We start from the raw sequence: 23474 nt of genomic DNA, 5'->3' as shown, positions 1-23474 counted from the left end.
GGGATCGGTGGTGACCGTGTTGCGACCGTGCCCGGCAGGGGTTAAGGTCGTCCCGGCGAGCCGACACTTCTTCGACGAATCCGATGTCGGCGATCAGCCCTCAAGCCCCCGTTCGAGCACCACCCCTTACCGGCCCTCACCAAGGCCGGTCCCTTGTCGACCGCGTACCCCTGAACCCGCCTCACGGGTTTTACACAGGGTCCTCCATGCCTATGCACAGCATGTGGACAACTCTGTGGACAACTCGTGAGAGAGTAAGTCTCCCGCGTCGCGGCAGTGCCCTGCGAGGCGTGCGGCATCCCGCGGGACGGCCGAGCAGTCAGGTACTCCGTTCGGCGGAGTTGTGGGGAGGGGACCTTGCGCATGGACGGTCAGGATCTCGGATCGGTCTGGGCCCGCACCCTCACCGCGCTCTCCGAGAGCGATCTGTCGCCGAGCTACCGCGCATGGCTGCCCATGGTCCGCCCGCTTGCGCTCGTGGAGGGGACGGCGTTGCTCGCCGCGCCCAACGAGTTCGCCAAGGACGCCCTGGAGACGCGCCTCCGCAACCTCATCACGCAGGCCCTTTCCCATGAGCTGGGCAGGGAGATCCGCGTCGCGGTGACCGTCCAACCGGAGCCGCCGGGCGGTACCCGTCCCGGTGCGGGCGAGCCCCTTTCCGCGCCGCTTCCGGGGCCGGGCGCCGGGCTCGGCATTCACGACTCCACACCTTCTTATGGGGAGCCCTACGGGGAGCGGGGGCACGACGAGCGCGACCGGGACCGGGACCGTCCTTATACCGATCAGCCCTACGGCGAGCAGCCGTACGGAGACCAGTCGTACGGGGACCAGTCGTACGGGGACCAGTCGTACGGGGACCAGTCGTACGGGGACCAGTCGTCCTACCCGGAACGGCCCGACCGCCCTTATCCGGAGCAGCCGTACGGAGATCAGGGATACCGGCCGCAGTCGGGAGTTGCCCACAACCCCGGTTCGCCCGGAGGTTATCCACAGGCTCAGGACGACGACCGTGGAACGTATCCCCCGGCGCCCCGCCCGCCCGCTTACGGGGCGGGCCCCGGCGGCCGCGGCCCGGCGCCGTACGAAGGGCGCGGCTACCCGAGCTACGGGGGGCAGGAAGGCTTCGGCGGCGAGCCTCCAGGGCGGCCGCCGCACTCCCACCTGAACGACCGCACGCTCGGCCCCCTGCGTCCCGGAGGTCGCCCAGAGCAGCAGGGCCGCGAACCCCAGCGCCCTGGGAAAGAGGCTCCGCTCGGGCACTCGGACGACACCTTCCAGAGCGGCGAGCAGCCCTATCCCGGGAGCGAGCAGTCCTACACGAGCGGTGGCGGCGAGCAGCCCTACCGGAATGAAGGCGTCTTCAGGGACGAGGAGGGCTCCGACTCCAGGGTCCCTGGCTCGGATCCCCGCGGTCCTACGTCCGACCCACGCGCGCCCGCACCGGCACAGCAGTCCGGTGCGTCCGAGCATGCGCGGCTGAACCCGAAGTACACGTTCGAGACGTTCGTCATCGGCTCGTCGAACAGGTTCGCGCACGCCGCCGCGGTCGCTGTCGCGGAGCAGCCGGCCAAGGCGTACAACCCGCTGTTCGTCTACGGCGACTCGGGCTTGGGCAAGACGCACCTGCTGCACGCCATCGGCCACTACGCGCAGAGCCTCTTCAACGGGGCCCGCGTCCGCTACGTGAGCTCCGAGGAGTTCACGAACGACTTCATCAACTCGATCCGCGACGGCAAGGCCGACGGGTTCCGCCGCCGCTACCGGGATGTGGACATCCTCCTCGTCGACGACATCCAGTTCCTTGAAGGCAAGGAGCAGACGCAGGAGGAGTTCTTCCACACGTTCAACACGCTGCACAACGCCAGCAAGCAGATCGTGATCTCCAGCGACCGGCCGCCCAAGGAGCTCGTCACGCTGGAGGACCGGCTCCGCAACCGGTTCGAGTGGGGCCTGACGACCGACGTCCAGCCGCCCGAGCTGGAGACCCGGATCGCGATCCTGCAGAAGAAGGCGCGCCAGGAGGGCCTCGCCGCGCCGCCCGACGTGCTGGAGTTCATCGCCTCGCAGATCGCGACGAACATCCGCGAGCTGGAGGGCGCGCTGATCCGCGTCACGGCGTTCGCGAGCCTGAACCGGCAGTCGGTCGACATGAAGCTCGCCGAGATCGTGCTGAAGGACCTCATCCCGAACGACTCCGGCCCCGAGATCACCGCCGCGATGATCATGGCGCAGACGGTCGAGTACTTCGGGACGACGATCGAGGACCTGTGCGGCCCCTCCCGCTCGCGGATGCTCGTCACCGCCCGGCAGATCGCGATGTACCTGTGCCGGGAGCTGACGGACCTGTCCCTTCCCAAGATCGGCCAGCAGTTCGGGGGGCGCGACCACACCACGGTCATGCACGCCGAACGCAAGATCCGCTCGCTGATGGCCGAGCGCCGGGCGATCTACAACCAGGTCACCGAGCTGACGGGCCGCATCAAGCACCAGGCCCGCAAGCGCTGAGCCCCCTCCTTCGTACACACTGTGGACAGACCGGCGCGAGGCCTGTGGACGGGTCCCCGCCGCGCCGTCCACACCCTGTTCAAGGCAAAGAACCGACAAAAGGCGCGCGTCCTCCGAGAATCGGCCGCGCTCCTCACAACTTGTGGAAAACTCTGGGGATTTTCGCGGATAACCCTGTGAGCAACCGTTGGAGAAGCTGAGGATGAACAGTGGACGGGTGTGGACCGGCTGTGCACCGCCGCCCGGCCTTCTGGGGAAAACCGGTGGACGGGCTGGGGACGGCTTGGGGACCGACCCGGCGGCCGGTCGTCCCGTCGTCCCCAGTTCAGGCGAACGGGCGGCGAACCCGCGGATGACCCGTGGAGAACTCGTGGATAACCGGGGGATGACATGAGGACGACGTGTGGGGACGAAATCGCCGTCCCCAGGCGCCGTCGCGCCGTCCACGCCCCGTGCACAGCGCCGGTGGACAGAGAAACGCACTCTCACCTGCGAGGACGGCTGTTGTCCACACTATCCACGGCCCCTATTACTGGTACTGCTCTACTTCTCTATCCAAGAAAAGATCCATCTCAAGTCAGGGCCTGGGGACAACGCGCTGCGAGCGCCCCGGCCCGGACGAGATCAGCTCACCCTTGTCCGACACCTGCAGGAGGCGGGTCCCTTTGAAGTTCCGCATCGACAGAGACGCCCTGGCCGACGCCGTCGCCTGGACCGCGCGCACGCTCCCCGTCCGTCCCCCGGTGCCGGTCCTCGCGGGCATGCACATCGTGGCCGGGGGTGAGGACAACGGCGACCGCCTGAAGCTGTCCGCGTTCGACTACGAGGTCTCGGCGCAGGTGTCCACGGACATCGACGTCGAGGAGGCCGGGACGGCGCTGGTGTCCGGGCGGCTCCTCGCCGAGATCTCGCGCAGCCTTCCTCCCCACCCTGTGGAGGTGACGACGGACGGCGCGAAGGTGATGCTCCGCTGCGGCAGCGCGAAGTTCACACTCCTCACCATGCCTGTGGAGGACTACCCGACGCTGCCGGAGATGCCGCCCGCCGCGGGATCGGTGGGCAGCGACGAGTTCGCCGCCGCCGTCTCCCAGGTCGCGATCGCCGCGGGCAAGGACGACACGATCCCCATGCTGACCGGCGTCCGGGTGGAGATCGAGGGTGAGACCGTCACGCTGGCGTCCACGGACCGCTACCGCCTCGCTGTCCGCGAGCTGCACTGGAAGCCCGAGCGCCCCGACTTCTCCGCCGTCGCGCTCGTCCCGGCCCGCACGCTGGCCGACACCGCCAAGTCGCTGACGGCGGGCGCGGAGGTGTCGATCGCGCTCGGCGGGACCGGCGGCACCGGCGAAGGCATGATCGGTTTCGAGGGCGGCGGCCGCCGCACCACGTCCCGGCTGCTGGACGGCGACTTCGTCAAGTACCGCTCGCTGCTGCCGAGCGAGTACGCGGGCCTCGCCGAGGTCCAGACCGCCGCGTTCATCGAGGCCGTCAAGCGCGTCTCCCTGGTGGCTGAGCGCAACACCCCCGTCCGGCTCTCGTTCAGCCAGGGCGAGGTCGTCCTGGAGGCCGGGACCGGGGACGAGGCTCAGGCCGTGGAGGCCCTGGAGGCGTCCCTGGAGGGCGAGGACATCGACATCGCCTTCAACCCCGCGTTCCTCCTCGACGGGCTCTCCGCGATCGGCTCGGACGTGGCCAGGCTGTCCTTCACCACCCCGACCAAGCCGGCCGTCCTCACCGGGAAGCCGCCGCAGGACGGGGAGAACCCGAACTACCGTTACCTGATCATGCCGGTCCGTTTGTCTGGATAAGACCTCCGCTCCGGGGCATGGCATCCGGGATGTCCCGCGGGGGAGCCGCGCCCCCGCGGGAAGGCAGAGCAGGCACGCACAGGGGAGAGTGAGCGTTTCATGGAGCTTGGGATCATCGGCCTGGGCAAGATGGGCGGCAACATGGCCGAGCGGCTGCGCCGCGGCGGCCACACCGTCGTCGGCTACGACCGCGACCCGGAGGTCAGCGACGTCGGCTCGGTCGAGGAACTGGTCGAGCGCCTGTCCCCGCCGCGCGCCGTGTGGGTGATGGTGCCCGCGGGCAAGCCGACGGCGGAGACCGTCCACAAGCTGGGGGAGGTCCTGGAGCAGGGCGACCTCGTCGTGGACGGCGGGAATTCACACTATGTGGACGACCGGAAGCACGGCGAGGAGCTGGCCGCCAAGGGCATCGGGTTCGTCGACTGCGGTGTGAGCGGCGGCGTGTGGGGCCTGGAGAACGGCTACGCGCTCATGGTCGGCGGCGACGAGGAGCACGTGAAGCGGCTGATGCCGATCTTCGAGACGCTCAAGCCGGAGGGCGAGTTCGGCTTCGTCCACTCCGGCAAGATCGGCGCCGGCCACTTCGTGAAGATGGTCCACAACGGCATCGAGTACGCGATGATGCAGGCCTTCGGCGAGGGCTACGAGCTGATCGAGGCCAGCGACATCGTCACCAACGTCCCGGAGACGTTCCTGAGCTGGCAGGAGGGCACGGTCATCCGCTCCTGGCTGCTCGACCTGCTGAACCGCGCGCTCGCCGACGACCCCGAGCTGGACGACCTGCGCGGCTACGCCAACGACTCCGGCGAGGGCCGCTGGACCGTCCAGGCCGCCGTCGACCACGCCGTCCCGCTGCCCGCGATCACGGCGTCCCTGTTCGCCCGCTTCGCCTCCCGCCAGGACGACTCCCCCGCGATGCGCGTCGTCGCAGCCCTCCGCAACCAGTTCGGCGGCCACGCCGTCGAAACGGCCAAGGGCGCCGACTCCCCCGGCGCCGACGTCAACCCCCCCTCGGTCTGACCCCCAGTTATCCACAGTTGTGGGTTCCGGCCCCGGCTCTCGGCGGTGTGCTCCAGGCTGGGAGTGGGGTCGGCCCCCCTGGGCGGGCGGGGTGTGCACAGGCTGGGGGCGTGTGCACGAACTGGAGGCGGGGAGGCGCGCCGGGGGTGTGGGGGAGGCTCTACGCTCGTGTGTTGTGCACGTCGCCCACCTTTCGTTGCAGGACTTCCGCTCGTACCCGGCCGCCGAGGTCGCGTTGGAGCCGGGAGTCACCGCGTTCGTGGGGCCTAACGGGCAGGGCAAGACGAACCTGGTCGAGGCCATCGGGTACGTCGCCTCGCACGGCAGCCACAGGGCCGCGACGGACGCGCCGCTCGTCCGGCACGGGGCGCCGCGGGCGATCCTCCGGGCCGGGGTGGTGAAGGACGACCGCAAGGCGCTGATCGAGCTGGAGATCAACCCGGGGAAGGCGAACCGGGCGCGGCTCAACCGGGCCCCCGTCCCCAGGCCGCGCGAGATCCTGGGGATGCTGCGGACGGTGCTGTTCGCCCCGGAGGACCTCTCGCTCGTGAAGGGCGACCCGGGGGAGCGGCGCCGGTTCATGGACGAGTTGCTGACCGCGCGGGCCCCGCGGTTCGCGGGCGTGCGGTCCGACTACGACCGCGTCCTCAAGCAGCGCAACGCCCTGTTGAAATCGGCGGCCGCGCATAGGCGCTCCCCCGGTCCGGAGGTGCTCGCCACCCTGGACGTGTGGGATTCGCACCTGGCGCGCACGGGGGCGGAGCTCCTGGCGGGGAGGCTTGACCTCGTCGAAGCGCTGCGGCCGCTCGCGGCACGGGCCTATGCGGCGCTCGCTCCGCACAGCGGTGCGGCCGATCTGATCTACAAGAGCTCCCTGGGAGACGCGGAGTTGTCCACAGACCGTGGACAACTGGCCGAGCAGATCCTCAAGGCGGTGGCCGAGTCGCGCAAACTGGAGCTGGAGCGCGGCGTGAGCCTCGTCGGCCCGCACCGCGACGAGCTGGTCCTGCGCCTTGGGGAGCTCCCGGCGCGCGGCTACGCCAGCCACGGCGAGTCGTGGTCGTTCGCGCTCGGGCTGCGGCTGGCCGCGTTCGACCTGCTCCGCGCGGACGGCGACGACCCCGTCCTCATCCTGGACGACGTGTTCGCCGAGCTGGACACGGGGCGGCGCAGCCGGCTGGCCGAGATGGTCGCGCCGGCCGAGCAGGTCCTGATCACGGCGGCGGTCTCCGCCGACGTTCCCGCCGAACTGACGGGCGGCTCGTATACCGTCTCCGACGGCGAGGTCGTGCGTGACTCCAAGGGGGCGAGCGCGTGAGTGATCCACAGGATGTGCACAAGTCCGACGAAGCCGGGGCGCCTCCCGCCAAGTCGGGGATCGAGCTGGCCCGCGAGGCGCTGGCCCAGGCGAAGGCGGACGCCCTCAAGCGCGGCACCCTTCCCGGGCAGGGGGGCAAGCGCAAGGGCACCGGCCGGGTCGGGCGCGTGCGGGAGCCCGGGCGGGGCGGCGACCCCAAGCTGTTCGGGGCGGCGATCCGGGAGCTGCTGGCGACCCGCGGCTGGGAGCAGCGCGCGGCGGTCGGCGGCGTGTTCGGCAACTGGGCCGGGATCGTCGGCGCCGAACTGGCCGAGCACACCCGGCCGGACCACTTCGAGGACGGCGAGCTCACCGTCGCCGCCGACTCGACGACCTGGGCCACGCAGCTCCGCCTGCTGTCGTCCACGCTGGTGCGGCGGCTGAACGAGGAACTCGGGCACGGGACCGTCCGCCGGGTCAAGGTGGTGGGGCCCTCGTCCGGGCCGCGCCGGACGGGCGCGTGGCGGGCGCGCTGAGCCCGTGACCCGGGACCTCACCGAGTGTCAGTGGCGAGTGGGAACATCTGTTCGGTGAGAGGACGTTCAGTTCAGCGGCGAGCGCCACGTAGGCCAGATAACCCCCCTGACCCAATGGGGGGATGTGTCTCCGGGGCCGCTCGGCCGCCACACGCGCACACAGCGCTCGCGAGTGCCACTTTTCACCGCGTCACCCGGTAGAATGAATGCGGGTTCAGGATGCTGCGCCGCCATGGGGTGCCCGGGGCTCTGACCAACGCGAACAGAGCACGACCGGGTGCCCTCGTGTGTGTTACGGGGCACACCGCGCCTCCCTCGGGCGCGGAGCGGCAGACATCCCCGGCAGGAGGATCTCCTTTGGCGTACGACGCTAGTTCGATCACTGTCCTTGAAGGGCTTGAGGCGGTTCGCAAGCGCCCGGGCATGTACATCGGCTCGACCGGTGAGCGCGGCCTGCACCACCTCGTCTACGAGATCGTGGACAACGCCGTCGACGAGGCCTTGGCCGGCTATGCCGACGACATCGTGGTCACGCTCATGGCCGACGGCGGCGTCAGCGTCCTCGACAACGGCCGCGGCATCCCGGTCGGCATGCACCCTGTGGAGAAGCGCCCCGCCATCGAGCTGGTGCTGACCACGCTGCACGCGGGCGGCAAGTTCGACGGCAAGTCCTACGCCGTCTCGGGCGGCCTGCACGGTGTCGGCTCGGCCGTGGTGAACGCGCTGTCCACCCGGATGGAGGCGGAGGTCCGCACCGACGGCCACGTGTGGCGCCAGTCCTACACGTGGCAGGGGCCCGAGATCGAGCTCCAGAAGGGCGAGGAGACCGACGAGACCGGGACCCTCATCACGTTCTGGCCCGACCCGGAGATCTTCGAGACCACCGAGTGGAACTTCGAGACCCTCTCCCGCCGCATGCAGGAGATGGCGTTCCTCAACCGCGGCCTGTCCATCACGCTGCGGGACGAGCGCCCCGACCACGTCAACGGTGAGCCGCACGTCGTCCGGTACCACTACGAGGGCGGCATCGAGGACTTCGTCCGCTACATCAACGCGCGCAAGGACGCCGCGCACGAGTCGGTCGTCTACTTCAGCGATGACACCACCGGCATGTCGGTCGAGATCGCCATGCAGTGGAACTCGTCCTACTCCGAGTCGGTGCACACCTTCGCCAACACGATCAACACGGCGGAGGGCGGCACCCACGAGGAGGGCTTCCGCGCGGCGCTCACCACGATCGTCAACCGGTACGCCCGCGACAAGGGCCTGCTCCGCGACAAGGACGACAACCTGACCGGCGAGGACGTCCGCGAGGGCCTCACCGCGATCATCTCGATCAAGCTGGCCGACCCCCAGTTCGAGGGGCAGACCAAGACCAAGCTCGGCAACACCGAGGCCAAGTCGTTCGTGCAGCGGGCCTGCAACGTCTACCTGCGCGACTGGTTCGAGGAGAACCCGGGCGAGGCCAAGGAGATCATCAACAAGGCCTCGCAGGCGGCGCGCGCGCGGGTCGCGGCGCGGCAGGCGCGCGACCTGACCCGGCGCAAGAGCCTGCTGGAGTCGACGTCCCTGCCCGGCAAGCTGTCGGACTGCCAGTCCACCGACCCGGCCAAGTCCGAGCTCTACATCGTCGAGGGCGACTCGGCGGGCGGCTCGGCCAAGGGCGGCCGCAACCCGCACTTCCAGGCCATCCTCCCGATCCGCGGCAAGATCCTCAACGTGGAGAAGGCCAGGATCGACAAGATCCTGAAGAACAACGAGGTGCAGGCGATCATCACCGCCCTCGGCACCGGGGTGCACGACGAGTTCGACATCACCAAGCTGCGCTACCACAAGGTCATCCTGATGTCGGACGCCGACGTGGACGGCCACCACATCAACACGCTGCTGATGACGCTGCTGTTCCGGTTCATGAAGCCGCTGATCGAGGCCGGCCACGTGTACCTGTCGCAGCCGCCGCTCTACAAGATCAAGTGGGACGCGCGGGGCAACGAGGCCGACTACGCCTTCTCCGACTCCGAGCGCGACGCGATCATCGAGGCCGGGATCGCCGCGGGCAAGCGCGACCCCCGCCCGCGCGACCAGGTGCAGCGGTTCAAGGGCCTCGGCGAGATGAACGCCAACGAGCTGTGGGACACCACCATGGACCCCGACAACCGGGTCCTCCTGCAGGTGCAGCTGGACGACGCCGCCCAGGCCGACGAGCTGTTCAGCGTGCTCATGGGCGAGGAGGTCGAGCCCCGCCGGGAGTTCATCCAGCGCAACGCCAAGGACGTGCGCTTCCTCGACATCTGAGGTACGCGCCAAGGCCGGCGGCCCGGCCTGACTCCCAGAGGCGGACGTACTTCCTTCCCACCGAGCAGAAGAGGTCTTGAGAGTGACGGACGTGACCACAGAGGGCGGACACCCGGGCGAGCGGATCGAACCGGTCGACATCCAGGTCGAGATGCAGAAGAGCTATCTCGACTACGCGATGTCGGTCATCGTCGCGCGCGCGCTGCCCGAGGTGCGCGACGGCCTCAAACCCGTCCACCGCCGCGTCCTGTACGCGATGTACGACGGCGGCTACCGGCCCGACCGCGGCTACTTCAAGTGCGCCCGCGTCGTCGGCGACGTCATGGGGAACTACCACCCGCACGGCGACTCGGCCATCTACGACGCGCTCGTCCGGCTCGCCCAGCCGTGGTCGATGCGGTACCCGCTGGTCGACGGCAACGGCAACTTCGGCTCGCGCGGCAACGACCCCGCCGCGGCCATGCGGTACACCGAGTGCCGCATGGCGCCCCTGGCGATGGAGCTCCTGCGCGACATCGACAAGGAGACCGTCGACTTCTCCCCGAACTACGACGGCCGCTCGCAGGAGCCCGACGTCCTGCCGTCGCGGTACCCGAACCTGCTGGTCAACGGGTCCGCCGGCATCGCGGTCGGGATGGCGACGAACATCCCGCCGCACAACCTGCGCGAGGTCGCCGACGGCGTCCGCTGGTACCTGGACAACTACGGCGCGTCCGACGAGGAACTGCTCGAGGCGCTGATCGAGCGGGTCAAGGGCCCCGACTTCCCGACCGCCGGGCTCATCGTCGGCCGCAAGGGCATCGAGGACGCCTACCGCACCGGCCGCGGCTCCATCACCATGCGGGCCGTCGTCGAGGTCGAGGAGATCCAGGGCCGCACCTGCCTCGTCGTCACCGAGCTCCCCTACCAGGTCAACCCGGACAACCTCGCCCTCAAGATCGCCGACGGGGTGAAGGACGGCAAGCTCGACGGCATCGCCGACGTCCGCGACGAGACCTCCGGCCGGACCGGGCAGCGCCTGGTGATCGTCCTCAAGCGGGACGCCGTGGCCAAGGTCGTCCTGAACAACCTGTACAAGCACACGCAGCTGCAGGAGACGTTCGGCGCGAACATGCTCGCGCTGGTGGACGGCGTGCCGCGCACCCTGCGCATCGACCAGTTCGTCCGGCACTGGGTCGCGCACCAGATCGACGTCATCGTCCGCCGCACCCGGTTCCTGCTCCGCAAGGCCGAGGAGCGCGCCCACATCCTGCGCGCCCTGCTCAAGGCCCTCGACCGCATCGACGAGGTCATCGCCCTGATCCGGCGCTCGCCGTCCGCCTCGGAGGCGCAGCAGGGCCTGATGAACCTGCTGGAGATCGACGAGATCCAGGCGCAGGCCATCCTGGACATGCAGCTGCGCAAGCTCGCCGCCCTGGAGCGCCAGCAGATCACCGACGAGTACGACAAGCTCATGGCGGAGATCGCCGACTACAACGAGATCCTCGCCTCCCCCGAGCGGCAGCGCCAGATCGTCGCCGACGAGCTCGCCCCGATCGTCGAGAAGTTCGGCGACGAGCGGCGCACCCAGATCATCCCGTTCGACGGGGACGTGTCGTACGAGGACCTCATCGCCGAAGAGGACGTCGTCGTCACCATCACCCGCGGCGGCTACGCCAAGCGCACCCGCACCGACCTCTACCGCGCGCAGCGGCGCGGCGGCAAGGGCGTCCGCGGCGCGCAACTGAAGCAGGACGACATCGTCGACCAGTTCTTCGTCACCACGACGCACCACTGGATCCTGTTCTTCACCAACAAGGGCCGCGTCTACCGGGCCAAGGCCTACGAGCTGCCCGACTCCGGCCGCGACTCGCGCGGCCAGCACGTCGCGAACCTGCTCGCCTTCCAGCCCGACGAGCACATCGCCCAGGTGATGGACCTGCGCGACTACGACGTCGCCCCCTACCTCGTGCTCGGCACGAAGAAGGGCCGCGTCAAGAAGACCGCGCTGCGCGACTTCGACTCGCCCCGCACCGGCGGCATCATCGCCATCAACCTCGTCGACGACGACGAGGTGATCGCGGCGCGGCTCGTGTCGTCCGACGACAACCTGCTGATGGTCTCCACCGGCGCCCAGGCGATCCGGTTCCGCGCCGACGACGAGTCGCTGCGGCCCATGGGGCGCGCCACCTCCGGCGTCATCGGCATGCGTTTCGAGGAGGACCAGGAGGTCCTCAACATGCTCGTCGTGCAGGACACCTCGCAGGACGTCCTGGTGGCCACCCGTGGCGGCTACGCCAAGCGCACTCCGGTGGACCAATACCCGCTCCAGGGACGTGGGGGTAAGGGCGTTCTCACCGCTAAGATCGTGGAATCTCGCGGAATGTTGGTAGGGGCCCTGATGGTCGGCCCGGACGACGAGGTGTTCGCGATGACGTCGAACGGCGGCGTCATCCGTACCACCGCCGCCGAGATCAAGCAGTCCGGCAGGCAGACCATGGGCGTCCGCCTGATGAACCTCGCCGACGGGGACAGCGTGGTGGCCATCGCGAGGAACGTAGAGTCCATGGAGGACTCTGACGAAGCCGAAGGGGGCGACGGTGAGTGACGTATCCTGCATCGTCACCGAGCCGCTAGGCCAGGAGGACACGTGAGCACCGAGCCCGGCCAGGACAACGACGGGTCCGGCACCGCCGGCGCCGGCGAGGGCGACGACCGGAAACCCGGCGCCAAGTCCGGCCCCGCCAAGCCCACCGGCAAGTCCGGTGCGAAGCCGGGCAAGACGGTGTCGGCCGCGGCCGCCAAGTCCGGGCGCGACGAGACCACCGTCGACATCGACACCGGCGCGACGGACCCCACCGGCAAGGGCGCGGACGAGACGCGGTCCGACCTCGCCCAGATCGACGACGCACCCGCCAAGGCGGCCGGCGCGCCCGAGATCGCCCCGGTGAAGGACACCGCCGAGCCGCCCAAGCCCCCCAGGCCCGCACCGCCGGCCGCCGGGGAGAGCACTCCGGCCGGTTCCGCGGGAGGCGCCGGCCCGGCGGGCTGGGCCAAACCCGCCGAGCCGTCCGGTTCGGTCTCGACAGGACGTACGGACAAGCCCGGCACGGCGTTCAATTCGTCGGGCGGACCGTCCGGCAACTCCACGTCGGGGTCGTCCGGCTCGGGCGGCCGCGGCTTCGCCGGCACCGTCCTCAAGGACCGGCCGTCCGCCTCCACCTCGGTGGCCCCCGCCGGCGCCTCCAACAAGCCCGTGCCGGGCAAGCCCGCCCGCAAGGCCCAGCTCCAGCTCGCCAGGCTCGAACCCTGGTCGGTGATGAAGTTCAGCTTCGTCATGTCGCTGGTCTGCTTCGTCGTCCTGCTCGTCGCCGTCATCGTCCTGTACGTGATCCTGTCCGGGCTCGGCGTCTTCGACGCGATCAGCGACACCGTCAACAGCCTCACCAAGGAGCAGGGCGAGACCACCGGAGGCGTCGACGCCGGAAGCTGGTTCTCCTTCGTCCGCGTCTTCGGCTACACCGTCCTCGTCGGCGCCCTGAACGTCCTCCTCATCACCGCCCTCTCCACGGTCGGCTCCGTCATCTACAACCTCGCCGCCGACCTCGTGGGCGGCGTCGAGGTCACCCTCAAGGAGGCCGAGTAGCCCCACCCGCCGCCGCCCGGCAATCGATTTCCGGTTGCCAGCCCAGATGGGGTAACCTCTCGTTGCGCCGCCAGGGCGGCGGCACATTCCGGGCCTATAGCTCAGTCGGTTAGAGCGCATCCCTGATAAGGATGAGGCCGGAGGTTCAAGTCCTCCTAGGCCCACCCAGTAGCCCCAGCTCAGAGGCCGGTTCCGCGTCCAGCGGACCCGGCCTCAGATCTTTTGGCACTCCGATGGCACTCGGACCTCGTGTCATCAAGGAGCACGAGCCGATCACCCGAGACACCCGACCGTCCCTTGGTCATGTTCTACTTCCTGGCGAAGCCGCCTCATCTGGAGCGGTGGGACTGGGCGTTCCGGGCGGCTACGGCGAGCCGACGAGGACCAGTTGGTCGCGGCGGCGCGGGAGGCCGAGGACGAAACCGGTTGAGGCTCCGCAACGTGGAGTTCGTCTGCTTGTTCCAGCCGATGATCGTGTCGGCGGACGCTCTGCAGGACCTGTACGTCGCCGGTGGTAGTGATCTGATGGGCGACCAGCACGTCGACGAGGACGAAGAGGTCCGGTGGATGTCGCTGAACAGGAAGGAAGAAAATTCCTATCCGAGGGTGCGTTGGACGAGGATGATTCACAGATGGCTTGGGAGTGGGTCGCACCTGTCGTCACGGGCGCCACTGGCGCAATCGGAGTGGGCTTTACCTGGCTTGCCGGCGCCCAGAGCCGCATCCACGCCGAACGTATGGTCGAGCAGAGCCACCTGGCCGAGGAACGTGCACGCCTGTTCAAGGAACGCAGGGACGCCTACTTCACTCTCCTGCGCTGGGTCGACTTGGTGGCCAAGCGGGCCGACATCGAGGCGCGGGGCGACCAGGACAAGGTTCGAAAGTTCGACGAGCAGTGGCCCTGGGGCAAGCGCATCGACTGGACGATAGACGTGCTGATCGGGGTCCAGGCGTTCGGAAGTGAACGTGTGTCGCAACTCTGCGAGGACTGGAACGTCGCCTTCGGCGCAGGACTCTACGATGCCGCCGCCGAACTCCGCGAACAGCTCCGGGCAGTAGTCCGAGACGAGCTCCAGGGCATCGAGTCCCAACGCGAATTCGGCCGGCACCGACGCTAGCCCCGTCCCTGACCCGGAGAACAACGAGCCCCTTCAGCTCTATGCCAGGGCACTGATGCCCGCTCGCGTCCTGTCGTGTAGGACACGTCGGATACGGCAGGGGGTGTCGGTCCGGTGCGGGGCTTCGCGGTCGCGGGCAAGAAATGGAAATCGTGCACATAAGGCGCCTGAACCGGGCGCGGTCCAGGTGGCGGACGGGATCGAGCGCGATTCTGGAGGTGGCAGTAGTAGCCGGACAGGGGAAGCGCGGTAGATGAGCGCCCAGCGTGAACCGGCGAGCTCCGGCACCTGCCTTGAGACCGAACTCGGGCGGTCATGATCCCGGTGTGGGCGGTCACGCCCACTTATCGGGACGTTGGCGAACCAGGCCCTTGTCCGGGACGGAGTCGGGCAGCAGGGACGCCTTCAGATGCTCCTCCCTGATCGGGAAGGAGGTCACCATGCCGTCGAACCGGCTGGGGCTGCCTCTGCCTGGAGGGCAGGCGACCAGTATCGGGCGGGTGGGGGCCAACTCCAGTGAGGCTTTGATCGCGGGTAGGAAGTCGGTGTCCGTCGAGACCAGCACTGACAGGTCACCGTTCCCGAGGGCGGCGTCCCGGACCATCTCGGTGGCCAGTGCGACGTCGGTCAGCTTCTCCTCGTAGGTGCGGTAACGCTGCTGAGGCGGCTGGCACTGGCACTGCCACTGCGCGCCGCAGGCCCGGCAGCTGATCCGCATGTTCTTCACCTTGAAGTGGCCTCGGATCACCTGCACCTGCGGCCGGTGGGCCGTCAGCGCGGCCAGGTACGTCTCCTGGCGACGCGCAGCGTCCGGCTCGCCTTTGACGATGGCGGTGAAGTACTTCACGGCTCGCACCGTGTCATCGCGCCGCATCCGTTGCACCAACTCGACGACGTCGAGCCACAGGTAGGCACGGCCGTACTTGGACTTCAACCCGTGGTAGAGGTTGAACCCGTCGACGTACGCGATCGCATCCGGCACGTCACAGAACGTTAGACGGCAGCGTAGGTGGCGCGGGCCGGAAGTAGTAACTATCCTGGGTGGCAGACGAAGTCGGTTACGGCCGACAGGGCGGCCCCGTTCAGGGGCCGCATTTTTTTTACGGGGTGGATCGCCTCCTCAACGCCAGAGCCCGGGAACAACCGGCCATCGCGCATTGCTCGGCGTCTTCAGCGGGGGTGCCGATGCGGCACCGAGGCCGGGGCCTGCCGTCAGGCCGTGCTCATGTGGGGACGGGAGTCGGGGCGGAGGGCCAGAGCCATGTCGGCGAAGGCGGCTCGGAGGCGTTCGTTCTCGGCCTTGAGAGCGTCCAGCTCGGAGGTTTCCGAGGCTTCGTTGATCTGGGGTCCGCGGATCTTGTCGAGCGCGGCGAGGGCGGTCTCATCGGCGTTGGGGAGGGTGTGGAGGTACTGCTTGGTCGTGGCTATCGAGGCGTGGCCCAGTCGCTCCTTGACGACCTGGAGGTCTGCGCCGCCGGCCAGGAGCCAGGAAGCGTGAGCGTGGCGTAGGTGGTGTGGGGTGACATGGTCCAGCCCCGCCGTCTTGCAGGCCGGGGTCCAGATCTGCTTGCGGAACCAGTCGGCCGGGATGTGACCGTCGGACTGGCGTACGCGCGGTGAGCGCGGGTTGTCCTTGCCCGTGGCCCGGCGCTGGGCACGGTAGAGGCGGTAGGCCTCCTTGCAGTACTCGCAGCGGCACTTTCCGGTGGTGTAGGCAGTGAGCGAGCCGTGGTCGTAGCTCTTCCCCTGTTCGTTGGGCATTGTCTTGCCGTGGGCACCGGGCACCGGAACGGGACGCAGCTTCCTGGGCTTGGGCTGATCAACGGGTAGGTACGTGAAGAAGAGGTCGCCCTCCCCGAGGTCTCGGGTCCCGGCGTGTGCCTTGAGCTTGCGGACGATCTGGGGACTGAGCTTGAAGCGGCGGTACCCCTTGCCCTTGGGATAGGGCTTGACGAGGAACCGGCCCTGGGTCGGATGGAACTGCGGGTTGAGTTCGACGACCGGCCTGCTGACGGTGAGGACGCGCGTGGCGAAGTCCAGGTCCCCCACGCGGAGTTCGGCCACCTCACCCCAGCGCAGCCCGCTCTCGATGATCGTCTCGACGAGCAGGCGGCCGTCGGCGTCGGGCAGCGCCCCGTAGAGGCTGTCGAACTGCTTGGCCGTGATGGCCTTCTTCGGCTTCTTGGGGACCGGCGGGATCCGCACCCCTCGGCTGGGATGCTGACTGATCACCTGGTCGTTGAGTGCCGTGGTGAAGATCGAGTTGAGGATCCCCCGCTTGCACTTCTGGATCGTGGCCGCGGATGCCCCCTTGCGCTGCATCTCGGTGATCCATTCGCGCACGTGCTCGGGGAGGAGGTCGCACATGCGCATGGGGCCGAAGAAGCCCATCAGGTGCTTGTTGATCTTGTAGGTGTAGTCCTGCCGGGTGGTCGCCTCAAGGACCTGGTGGGGCAGCCACTTCTTCTCGACGTACGTCTGGAAGGTCTGGCGTCCGCGACGCCGGTCGCCCAGCCCGCCCTTGGCGATCTCCGCCTCGGCGGCGTGCCACGCGGCGACGGCTTCCTTCTCGGTGGCGAACGTCCCGGCCGTCTGGCGCCTGCCGCGCGTCGTCGTACATCGCGCGGTAGCGGGGGACGCCGGTCTTGGTGAACCGGACCTGCACCTGACCCAAGTCGATCACTCCGAGCAGCTGATCGTTTGGCACTCTCGTGGCACTAGATCTTGCGATATCGAGTGCCACGAGGAGGGATCGCCTGACACTCGATCAATGCTCTGACCAGCAGCTTAGCGTAATTATTTGACCCTGGGTAACCATTCGAATGCATGCCGATGGGCGCTGATAAGGATGAGGCCGGAGGTTCAAGTCCTCCTAGGCCCACTCGGAGTTGGGAGTGGTGTGGTCGAAGCCCCTTTGGGGCTTCTTCCCCGCCACTCCTTCGTCGTGTTTGCCCGGGGGGCGACCCCCGGACCCCCGGTGTGGGGGCTCCGCCCCCACGCCCCCTGCTGGTTGCGGTCCTTGGTCATGTGGCCGTTTGTGCGGGGGTGGTGTTTGCGCACCTACAGCGCTCCTGGTTGCGGTGGGGGCGCGTCCTGGCTCGTCCGTTGGGCCGTTCCGGACGGGAGCAGGTGGCTCTGCCGCTGAGTCCCTGGGCCTTGCTCGATCTCAGCCATTACCATCCCACGATGGAAGACGATCTCAACTGTTTGCGTTGCGGGGCGAACGGCCTGGAGCAGGGGTACCTGCTTGACTCCGGAGACAGTGCGTCCGGTGACACCCGGTGGGTCGAAGGGCCTGTGGAACGCAACTGGGCTGGTCACGCGAAACTTAAGAACAAAAGGGTGTGGCATGTTGTCGCGCTCCGCTGCCCCCGGTGTTCTCACTTGGAGTTGCTCGCCCCCGCCTCGAAGGACTGACCTCCGGTAGCGGCATTGGGCAGGGTGTGGGAGGCCTGCTCGGTTTAGAAGGGCGGGCTGTAGGGGCGGGCCTTGACGGCCTCGTAGATGGCGCGTAGCCAGGGTTGGCGGACGTCGCTCAGGTGCGCCAGCGTGTCGAGGAACACTTCCCAGCTGGGGCGGAACGGGCCGTTCGGTAGCAGTGGGGGTAGGTCGTCCAGGCGGGCATCGTCGGCGGGGATCCCGCCTGCTCTGGGGGTGGGGCTTGGGGGTTGGCAGAAGGCCAAGTAGGTCCACACGTCGGCGGCCAGTGGCACGGGTGCTGCCGTGCCGGACGGCTTCCACGTGTCGCCGGTCTGCGGGTGTTGGGGGACCAGGGCGATCTCCGCGGTGGTGGCGGGTAGGCCCGGTCCGGCGAGGGCCAGGGTCTTCGACGGTGGGCCCGGAGGCAGCAGGGCGTCCAGGGGGCGGCGGAACACCTGGGCGACGAGGCCGTCGGGGACGGTGACGTGCGCGCCGGCCGACACCGCCAGCACGCGGGCCAGTGCGTCCGCCACGGCCGCCGCCCACAGCGGGCTCCACATGCCGGGCGGTTCGGTCGGCGGTGTCCCCGGCCGTTCCTCGCGGAGCTCGTCCCAGCCGATCACACGCGGGGCGGGGGCGTCGTCGGCGACACGGCGCACGGCCCGGGGGTCCAGCCGAACCGTCTGCCACAGCGAGCAGTCGTCGATCCGGGTCGCGACCGCCTGCCCGCACCGGACGCGCGGGACCGTAGCGGCGGCCGCAGCGGATACGGTCTCGGCCTCGCCATCGTCAACGCCGTCGCCCAAGCTCACCGGGCGACCCTCACCACCGTCGCGCGTCCCGAGGGCGGGCTGGCCATCACCGTCCGATTCGCGCGCCCTTCCCCAGGAACGCCCCTGCGCCAGGAGGACGGCGGCTCAAAGAGCGCGAGCTAGCGGTCGTCCTCCTCGATGCCTGGTTGCGGAGGCGAATGACCAGGGACAGCATGGCGTTGTCGGCACGCTGAGCAACCGGCAGAAGGCCGACGGCACCGCTTCCCCGCCTAACAAGGAATATCGCCTTGAGCAGTTCGCACGCCTTTCCCCTGGAGCCCACGCCGATCCATGTGTCCGACGAGGTCCTGGACGACTTGCGCGCCCGTCTCACAGCGACCCGTCCGCCGCTGGACGAGGGGAACGAGGACTGGTCCTACGGCGTCCCGGACAGCTATCTCCGCGGGCTGGTCGCCTACTGGCGGGACGGCTACGACTGGCGCAAGGCCGAGGCCGCCATCAACGCCTACGAGCACTACCGGGTGAGCGTCGCCGGCGTTCCGGTGCACTTCATGCGCAAGCCCGGCCGCGGGCCACGCCCGATCCCGTTGATCCTCACCCATGGCTGGCCATGGACGTTCTGGCACTGGTCGAAGGTGATCGACCCGCTCGCCGACCCGGCCGCGTTCGGCGGTGACCCCGCCGACGCGTTCGACGTCATCGTGCCGTCCCTGCCCGGCTTCGGATTCCCCGGCCCGCTCACCGGCTTCCCGGACGTCAACTTCTGGAAGGTCTCCGACCTCTGGCACACCCTGATGACCGAGACGCTGGGATACGAGAAGTACGCCGCCGGGGGCTGCGACATCGGCGGGATCGTCACCAGCCAGCTCGGCCACAAGTACGCCGACGAACTGTACGGCGTCCACATCGGCTCCGGGCTGCCGCTCGACTTCTTCAACGGGCCCCGCGCCTGGGACTTCGCCCGGAACCGGCCCCTCACCGACGATCAGCCCGACGACGTCCGGGCCCGCATCATCGAGATGGACCACCGCTGGGCGCCCCACCTCGCCGTGCACATGCTCGACGGCGCCACCCTGGCCCACGGGCTGAGCGACTCACCCGCCGGAATGCTCGCCTGGCTGCTGGAGCGATGGAACGCCTGGAGCGACAACGGCGGCGACGTCGAGTCCGTCTTCAGCAAGGACGACATGCTCACCCACGCCACGATCTACTGGGCGAACAACTCCATCGCCACGTCGATGCGCTACTACGCCAACGCCAACCGCTACCCCTGGGCCCCCGCCCACAACCGCACTCCGGTCGTGCAGGCCCCGGTCGGCCTCACCTTCGTCACGTACGAGAACCCGCCCGGCATCCGCACCGCCGACGAGCGCGTCCGGGCGTTCAAGGCCGGCCCGCAGGCCGACTGGTTCAACCACGTCAACGTCAACGCACACGAACATGGCGGCCACTTCATCCCCTGGGAGAACCCCGATGCCTGGGTGAGCGACCTGCGCCGTACCTTCCACGGCCGCAGACCCTGAACGGCCCTGCGCCACTGGTGTCCATGGTGGGTGGCCGGCGGTGAGCTGCCGCTAGAGAGAATTGCGGGTACGGGGGGCCAAGTCGTCTACTACCTGGGCGACTGCCTCGACCAGGGCCTTGCCTGTTGGAGTGCCGGTCGCCGTCCACACTTCGCGGTCTTCCTCTTCGACGCCGGTGACGCCGCTGACTCCGCTCAGCGCATCTGCGATGCGGCTGCGCAGTTCGGATTCGAGGGGGTCGGTACGGATGAACTCCATGACCCAGACGCTGACGCTCCACAACGGCCCCGAGCGGAGCTTGGAGGCCGATACGGCGCGCAGGTGCGGCTCGTCCGTCTTGCGAATCCACTCCTCGGCCATCCCGGAGTCGAGCGGCTGAACCTGCTGGACGTCATCATTCACGCGACGAGGTTAGTGCGGATCATCGGCGACAAGTCCAGGCCCAAGGGAAAGTGCGCGAAAGTCGCGCGCCGCCGAGCCGGCTGAGCGGGATGTCAGACCGGCTCGGCGTTTCACTGCGATCTGCGGGTCGGCATCGTCGCGCCTTAGGTCCCGCCGTGGAGTCGGTAGATCAGGCGGGCTGGGGTGCGCGGGCGGCCTTGACGGCCTCGCGCAGCTGCTCCTCCTGCTCGGGGGACAGCGAGGTCTGGATGAGCCTGCCGCCCAGCGGCGCCATTTCCGGGACGGCCTTTTCGGGATTGCGCTTGTCGACCAGGACGAACACGGCCGCCGTGCCGGGCGGCAGGTTCTCGCCGAGATCGCGCATGAACTCGTCGTCGATGCCGATGTCGGCCGAGGCGCCCATGGCGGCACCGGCGGCACCGCCGATGGCCATGCCGAGCAGCGGCATGAAGAAGATCAGCCCGATGAGCCCGCCCCATGCGGCACCGCCGAGCGCACCGCCCGCGGTGAGGTTGCGGGCCTGGTGAAGCTTGATCTTGCCGTCTTCCTTGCGCTCGACGATGACGACGTCCGCCAGCTCGATGATGTGCTCCTTGTGCAGCTGGACGAGCTTCTCGCGCGCCTGCTCGGCGTGCGGCAGGTCGTCGTAGGCGACGGCGATCAGGTCGCTCATGTTTCCCCCGTATGTCTCCTGCTACCGGGCGCAGGAGGGTGCGTGTGCGCTGTCTGCGACGGTTCCCGGCGTGCCGACCACCCGCGATCTCTCGGGATGCCTGAAAAGTCCCCAATGTGTGGTCCGAGGCAAACCCTTGGCGACGCTCTCTTGGCTCGGAGTGGAACGAAACGTGGACTGCGATTGGCGAAGGCGCTGCGGCACAGGCTGCGGAGCCAGTTGGATCACGCCTTGTCGACACCGGTCGAGAGACGGTTATCCAGATTGGAGGGGTGTTTCTCCACAGGTTGTGGATAACCTGCGTTTCGCTGTGGCTCTACGAGGGCGATGCCAACTCTCGAACCTTGCCGCAGTGCGGGAGGAGCGGGCGGTGATGGGCGCCGATCCGCGGGACCGAAGGTCACGCCGGCTCTCTGCTCAGGATCAGGTCGAACTCGGCGTGCCGGAACGGGGCTTGGACGCCGTTCTGCGCGGCCGCCTCCGCGTCGTCCGACTCCGGGAAATCGACGACGAGGCTTTGTTTGACCGCGAAGACCGCGTCGGAGTCCAGGTAGGGGCTGCCCGCCACGAAGACGTGAGTGGTCAGTGGCGTGTGGCCGTCCGCCCGGACGATGAAATGGATGTGCGCCGGACGGTAGGGATGGCGTCGGGCGGCTTCCAGGAACCGTCCGATCGGGCCGTCCGTCGGGATCGGGTAATGGCTGGGCAGGACGGTCCGGAAGCGGAACCGGCCTTCCTGGTCGGTGTGGAAAAGGCCTCGGCCGTTGCCCGACGGTTGCACCCCCGGCTGCTGGACGTCGTAGAAGCCCTTCTCGTTGCACTGCCAGACGTCCACCTCCGCGTCAGGTAGGGGCGTCCCGTCGGTGCTCAAGACGCGCCCGGACACCACGCATGGTTGTGCTTCTCCGACCAGGTCGATGCTGTCGCCAAGCGCGCGCGGGGGCGACTCGACCATGTGGAACGGGCCCAGGACGGTGCTCTCTGTGCCGCCCTCCTGCTCGTTCAGGGTCTCCACCAGCATGGAGACGCCCAGGACGTCCGACAGCAGGACGAACTCTTGGCGCGTGTCCGTGCAGCTCTTGCCGACGGCGGTGAGGAACTCGATCGCCTGCTCCCACTCGCGGATCGTGGGCCGCACCTCGCCGACGAAGGCGTGCAGGTGGCGGGTGAGCGCGTCGAGGATCTCGCGGAGCCGCGGGTCGGGGGTGTCGCGGAAACTGTCCTGGACGGCCCGGGTCGCGGTGTCCTCGTTGAAGTCCACGGACGCCCTCCTTTCCACAACCTGTGGAAAACTTTGCGGTCGGATCACTCTCATGCTCAGGAGTGATGCCGCCGAGCCGCTCCGCCAGGGTGGGATCGACCTCCATGGGTCTTTCCGCGCCCCTGGAGATCGCCCTCGATGCGCCGGCGGCCGCCCTGCCGGTGACCGCGATCACCCTCACATCATGCTCCACCTCCGCTGTTCACGCCCGCCTGAACCACGCGTCCGCATTGCGATCTCGCCGTTGGTGAGTGCGCCGTCCGTCTTCCAGAGCCCGGAGGTGGAGCGGCTCTGTCGTACTAATCAAACTTGACTAATGCCGAGCGGTCTTCCTAGGCTCCGGCCATGGGCGAGAAGGCGATACCGATCTTTCCGTGCCGGTCGATCGAGCTGACCTGGGACTTCTACCGGGCGCTCGGGTTCGAGCGGTCCACGTGGCAGACCCGTCCCAACCCGTACCTCGCGGTCCGGCGCGGTGACGTGGAGCTGCAGTTCTTCGGGTGGAAGAAGCATGATCCGGCCGTGTCCATGAACATGTGCTACATCACCACCACGGAGGTGGACGCCCTCTACGAGGCGTTTCGCGGCGGGCTCCGTCAGGCCCTCGGCCGGGTCCCGGCTCGTGGGCTCCCTCGGCTGGGTGCCTTGCGGGACATGTCGTACGGCGTCCGGCAGTTCCTGCTCACCGACCCGGATGGGCTCCAGCTCCGCATCGGCCAGGCCATCTCGGACGACCTGCGCCATGCGCCCATCTCGGAGGGCGAGACGGCCCGGGCCTTCCACATGGCCACCCTTCTGGTCGAGTCGAAGGGGGACCATCGGGCCGCGGCTCGGATTCTCGACCGTCTGCTGCGCTCGGGTGAGGCGCTGACCCAGTCCGAACGGCTGAGGGCTCTCGTCCTGCGCGCCGACGCGGCCGTCCACATGGAGGAATGGCTTCGCGCCCGCACCCTCCTGGCCGAGGCTCGCGCGATCGACCTGCCTGACTCGTCCGGCCTCGCCGACGACCTCCGCCGCCTGGCCGACCTCGAGGCCGCCGTCCCCGCCGACGACGCGGATCCACCGACCCGAGGCGCGCGCTGACGGAACCGGCGGGGCCGCGCGGGCGATTCCAGGCGTCGGGACGGGTCGGCGATTGATCATTCCCGCGTTGACCGCCGGGACGAGTCGGCGTTGCCGGGGGCGGGGCGGTGCCCGGCAGTACCGCAGCTCAGGGCG

Annotated in this window: 16 protein-coding genes, 1 tRNA gene and 2 pseudogenes; 13 read left to right on the top strand and 6 right to left on the bottom strand. The window is 68.8% G+C overall.

Annotated features, from left to right (window positions below):
• The first annotated feature begins 363 nt into the window (after positions 1-363).
• The 10 genes and pseudogenes from dnaA to AB0C21_RS09540 all read left to right on the top strand — a co-directional run bounded on the left by dnaA (position 364) and on the right by AB0C21_RS09540 (position 14204).
• Positions 364-2505: a chromosomal replication initiator protein DnaA gene (gene dnaA / locus AB0C21_RS09585; RefSeq protein ID WP_500203586.1), complete on the top strand. Its 2142-nt coding sequence runs from the start codon at positions 364-366 to the stop codon at positions 2503-2505.
• Positions 2506-3170: 665 nt separating this feature from the next.
• Positions 3171-4313, top strand: coding sequence for a DNA polymerase III subunit beta (gene dnaN / locus AB0C21_RS09580; RefSeq protein ID WP_500203585.1), 1143 nt, complete (start codon positions 3171-3173; stop codon positions 4311-4313).
• 75 nt (positions 4314-4388) lie between these two features.
• Positions 4389-5333 (top strand): annotated as a pseudogene (gnd, locus tag AB0C21_RS09575) (phosphogluconate dehydrogenase (NAD(+)-dependent, decarboxylating)); the annotation flags it as partial.
• A gap of 175 nt (positions 5334-5508) precedes the next feature.
• Positions 5509-6651 carry a DNA replication/repair protein RecF gene (gene recF, locus AB0C21_RS09570; RefSeq protein WP_500203584.1) on the top strand — a complete coding sequence of 381 codons (1143 nt, stop codon included), beginning with the start codon at positions 5509-5511 and terminating at the stop codon, positions 6649-6651.
• Positions 6648-7166 (top strand): DciA family protein, encoded by a 519-nt coding sequence (locus AB0C21_RS09565; protein ID WP_500203583.1) that lies wholly within the window; start codon positions 6648-6650, stop codon positions 7164-7166. The genes recF and AB0C21_RS09565 overlap by 4 nt, the downstream gene beginning before the upstream one ends.
• A gap of 357 nt (positions 7167-7523) precedes the next feature.
• A complete protein-coding gene (gyrB, locus tag AB0C21_RS09560; RefSeq protein ID WP_149262769.1) occupies positions 7524-9461 on the top strand; it encodes a DNA topoisomerase (ATP-hydrolyzing) subunit B in 1938 nt (645 codons plus the stop codon).
• 82 nt (positions 9462-9543) lie between these two features.
• Positions 9544-12048, top strand: a complete 2505-nt coding sequence (gene gyrA, locus AB0C21_RS09555; RefSeq protein WP_149262768.1) for a DNA gyrase subunit A — start codon at positions 9544-9546, stop codon at positions 12046-12048.
• A 663-nt stretch (positions 12049-12711) separates the two neighbouring features.
• Positions 12712-13086: pseudogene (locus AB0C21_RS09550) on the top strand (DUF3566 domain-containing protein); the annotation flags it as partial.
• Between the two features lie 90 nt (positions 13087-13176).
• Positions 13177-13250 (top strand) — tRNA-Ile (locus AB0C21_RS09545).
• A gap of 399 nt (positions 13251-13649) precedes the next feature.
• Positions 13650-14204 (top strand): hypothetical protein, encoded by a 555-nt coding sequence (locus tag AB0C21_RS09540; protein ID WP_500203581.1) that lies wholly within the window; start codon positions 13650-13652, stop codon positions 14202-14204.
• Between the two features lie 334 nt (positions 14205-14538).
• Here AB0C21_RS09540 and AB0C21_RS09535 read toward each other — a convergent pair whose 3' ends face one another.
• The 3 genes from AB0C21_RS09535 to AB0C21_RS09525 form a co-directional block, all read right to left on the bottom strand.
• Positions 14539-15186 carry an NYN domain-containing protein gene (locus AB0C21_RS09535; protein WP_500203580.1) on the bottom strand — a complete coding sequence of 216 codons (648 nt, stop codon included), beginning with the start codon at positions 15184-15186 and terminating at the stop codon, positions 14539-14541.
• 230 nt (positions 15187-15416) lie between these two features.
• Positions 15417-16661 (bottom strand): tyrosine-type recombinase/integrase, encoded by a 1245-nt coding sequence (locus AB0C21_RS09530; RefSeq protein WP_500203744.1) that lies wholly within the window; start codon positions 16659-16661, stop codon positions 15417-15419.
• 1004 nt (positions 16662-17665) lie between these two features.
• Positions 17666-18157, bottom strand: a complete 492-nt coding sequence (locus AB0C21_RS09525) for a hypothetical protein (RefSeq protein ID WP_500203579.1) — start codon at positions 18155-18157, stop codon at positions 17666-17668.
• On the opposite strand from AB0C21_RS09525, the gene AB0C21_RS09520 reads away from it, so the two are divergent.
• The gene (locus tag AB0C21_RS09520) at positions 18110-18559 is read left to right on the top strand and encodes an ATP-binding protein (RefSeq protein WP_500203578.1); all 450 of its coding nucleotides are present in this window, start codon (positions 18110-18112) and stop codon (positions 18557-18559) included. The genes AB0C21_RS09525 and AB0C21_RS09520 overlap by 48 nt on opposite strands.
• Before the next feature lie 125 nt (positions 18560-18684).
• A complete protein-coding gene (locus AB0C21_RS09515; protein WP_500203577.1) occupies positions 18685-19920 on the top strand; it encodes an epoxide hydrolase family protein in 1236 nt (411 codons plus the stop codon).
• A gap of 51 nt (positions 19921-19971) precedes the next feature.
• On the opposite strand, the gene AB0C21_RS09510 is transcribed toward AB0C21_RS09515, so the two are convergent.
• The 3 genes from AB0C21_RS09510 to AB0C21_RS09500 all read right to left on the bottom strand — a co-directional run bounded on the left by AB0C21_RS09510 (position 19972) and on the right by AB0C21_RS09500 (position 22256).
• Positions 19972-20322, bottom strand: a complete 351-nt coding sequence (locus AB0C21_RS09510; RefSeq protein WP_500203576.1) for a hypothetical protein — start codon at positions 20320-20322, stop codon at positions 19972-19974.
• A 169-nt stretch (positions 20323-20491) separates the two neighbouring features.
• Positions 20492-20995, bottom strand: a complete 504-nt coding sequence (locus AB0C21_RS09505) for a DUF1269 domain-containing protein (protein WP_500203575.1) — start codon at positions 20993-20995, stop codon at positions 20492-20494.
• Positions 20996-21395: 400 nt separating this feature from the next.
• Positions 21396-22256 (bottom strand): dioxygenase family protein, encoded by an 861-nt coding sequence (locus AB0C21_RS09500; protein WP_500203574.1) that lies wholly within the window; start codon positions 22254-22256, stop codon positions 21396-21398.
• A 345-nt stretch (positions 22257-22601) separates the two neighbouring features.
• Here AB0C21_RS09500 and AB0C21_RS09495 point away from each other — a divergent pair, with 345 nt between their 5' ends.
• On the top strand, positions 22602-23339 hold the full coding sequence (locus AB0C21_RS09495; RefSeq protein WP_500203573.1) for a bleomycin resistance protein: 738 nt from the start codon (positions 22602-22604) through the stop codon (positions 23337-23339).
• The last annotated feature ends 135 nt before the right edge of the window (positions 23340-23474 follow it).

This window comes from Spirillospora sp. NPDC049024 (assembly GCF_040649235.1).
Classification (GTDB): Bacteria; Actinomycetota; Actinomycetes; order Streptosporangiales; family Streptosporangiaceae; genus Spirillospora.
The sequence above is the reverse complement of the archived record's forward strand: the minus strand, read 5'-3'. Positions and strand labels throughout refer to the sequence as shown.